The sequence below is a fragment of the Bacillota bacterium genome, from assembly GCA_040754675.1.
Taxonomy (GTDB): domain Bacteria; phylum Bacillota; class Limnochordia; order Limnochordales; family Geochordaceae; genus Geochorda.
This window is the reverse complement of the sequence record JBFMCJ010000574.1, coordinates 1-2,503: the sequence shown is the minus strand read 5'-3', so window position 1 is coordinate 2,503 and position 2,503 is coordinate 1. Positions and strand designations below refer to the sequence as shown.

The following is a 2,503-nucleotide window of genomic DNA, read 5'->3' as shown; positions in this document are numbered from 1 at the left end:
GTGGCGCGTGATCCCCCACCATGGCACAATGTCGCCTCCTGCGGCCCAGACCAGGCTTGGGGCGTCCGCGTAGAGTATCAGCGAACCTGCGGCAGCGGCGCTCGAATCCTGCTCGAGGGCCATGACGAGATGCCCCAGGGCGGAGGGCTCCGGCACGGCGTCGTTGTTGAGGAGCCAGAAGTAATCGGCCCTGGCCGTTTCAGCGGCCCTTGCCATTCCGGCAAGGATCCCCGCGTTCACCCCGCCGGCAAAGCCGCGGTTCTCGGGCAAGCGGGTGAGCGACATACCCGGCCGGGACGCGAGCCATGCCGCCAGCCGGTCGGCCGAGTCGTCCGAGGAACCATTGTCCACGACCACGACCTCGAAGCGCGGGTACTCGATCCGCTCCAGGGCCTGGAGGGTGCCGACCGTCGTGCGCCATTGGTTCCAGTTGACAACCACCACGCGTACGAACGGGAAGGCCGACGTCGTGTCCGATGCCGCGCCCCGTGTGATGTCTGCGGTGCCCTTCGCCATGTTCGTCATGCCCGTTTCGCTACCCACGGCTAACGGGCGGCCTCCTCGAGGATGGCGGCTGTGGCTCCGGCCGCCGCATCCCATGAATAGAGCGATGCCCGGCGCAGGCCCCGCTCCCGCATCGCCGCCGAGAGGGCCGGGTCGGTGGCCACGCGCACCATCGCTTCGGCGGCGGCTTCGGGGTCGTCCGGGGCGACGGTTAGAGCCGCGCCACCTGCCCCGCCCTCGCCGCCTGGCCCCCCTGCCCCGCCTACGAGCTCCTGAATGGCGGGGATGTTGGACGCGATCACGGGCGTACCGCAGGCCATCGCCTCCAAGACGGGGAGCCCGAAGCCTTCGTAGAGCGACAGGTAGACGAACGCCGCAGCGCCGCTGTACAGGGCTGGCAGCCACCGTTCTTCGACGTAGCCGAGGGCACGGACGCGCGGCAGGGGCGTCCCGGCGACGCCCCGAGCAGAGAAGTTCACCGGATGAGGGATGGCCGGGCCGGCGGTCGACTCCCGCACGCCCGGCACCTTTTGAAAGACCGCCGAGATCCCGCCCGCCAGCACCAGGCTCACGCCGGGGAGGCGGAGTGCGGCAAGGCGCCAGGCGGCCAGGACGGCGCCGAGGTTCTTGCGGGGTTCCGTGGAGCCCACGAAGAGCAAGTAGCGCTCCGGCAGGTCGAAGTGGCGGCGCATCTTCTCGACCTCCGGAGGCGGAGCCGGACGGAACGCCGCATCGACCCCGTTGGGCACCACCGCAATCTTCTCGTCGGGAACCCCCAGGCGGTCGGCAATGCGGGCAGCGGCCGCGTGCGAGACCGTGATGACGCGGCGCACCCGGCGGGCAAGGCGCGGCCACAGGTACGCGTACCACCGGGTAAAGGCCGGGTCGAACCACTCCGGATGCTCCAGTGCGGCCACGTCGTGAATCGTCACCACCTGATGACGAACCCGCAGGGGCCCCGTGTTCGCAGGGCTCCAGAGCAACCGGCGCCCGAGATGGCGCGGCAGGACGAACTGTTCCCACAGGTGGCCGGCCACCCCGCCGGAGGCGATAGCGTGCGGCGGCGCAAGGATTTCGACCTGACCGTTGAGGCGCCGGGTGAGTTCGTGCGCGTAGCGCTGCACTCCCGTCAGGCGTTGCCGCATGAACCGGCCGTTGGCGACCACGCGCGGCGCATGGGCCGCCGGCGCCGCTGCTCGGGTGGCGTTCATCGCGTCGCGCCCGCAGCCGAGGGGATACGCACCCACTCGTTCCACCCCTCGTGCCGCGTCAGTAGGCACCCTTTCCGGACAGGACGGCGCCTGCCGTACGTGCCAGGATGTAGGTGTCAAGCCACGGCGACCAGTTGCGGATGTAGTACGAGTCCAGCTCGATCCGTTCGGCGTAGGTAATGTCGTTGCGCCCCGACACCTGCCACAACCCCGTCAGGCCGGGGCGGACGCGGGTATAGAGCTCGAAAGCCTCGCCGTATTTGGGCACCTCGTCGGCCACGACAGGCCTCGGCCCCACGAGGCTCATCTCGCCCCGCAGGACGTTCCAGAGCTGGGGCAGTTCGTCCAGGCTGAACCGCCGCAAGAGGTGCCCGGTGCGCGTGATGCGGGGATCGTCTTTCAGCTTGCGCTCGCGTTCCCACTCGCGGCGGGATTCGGGATGCTCGGCGAAGTGACGCTGCAGCACGGCCTCCGTGTCGACGACCATCGTGCGAAACTTCCACGCCCGGAACTTGCGCCCGCCCTGCCCGATGCGCTCGTGGCCGAAGAAGACCGGGCCGGGCGAGTCCAGCTTGATGGCCGCGGCGATGGCAAGGGCAAGCGGGATCGCCGCCACGCACAGCGCCAGCGCCAGCAGCGTCTCCACCAGGCGCTTGGCCGCCCGCATGCGGCGGTCGAGCAGGTTGCGGCGGATGTCGAGCACCAGGATGCCCTGTAGGTCTCGCGGGCTCACCCACAGGCTCGGCACCTGGAACAGATCGGGCACCACGCTGACGCGCAGGAAGCGA

The 2,503-nt window shown here is 70.0% G+C and carries 3 protein-coding genes; all 3 read right to left on the bottom strand.

Annotated features, from left to right (window positions below):
• The coding region (locus AB1609_21045) for a glycosyltransferase (GenBank protein ID MEW6048922.1) at positions 1–543 on the bottom strand (543 nt) is incomplete at its 3' end.
• A gap of 2 nt (positions 544–545) precedes the next feature.
• Positions 546–1,751: a glycosyltransferase family 1 protein gene (locus tag AB1609_21040; protein ID MEW6048921.1), complete on the bottom strand. Its 1,206-nt coding sequence runs from the start codon at positions 1,749–1,751 to the stop codon at positions 546–548.
• A gap of 22 nt (positions 1,752–1,773) precedes the next feature.
• On the bottom strand, positions 1,774–2,503 hold a 730-nt coding region (locus AB1609_21035), incomplete at its 5' end, for an exopolysaccharide biosynthesis polyprenyl glycosylphosphotransferase (protein ID MEW6048920.1).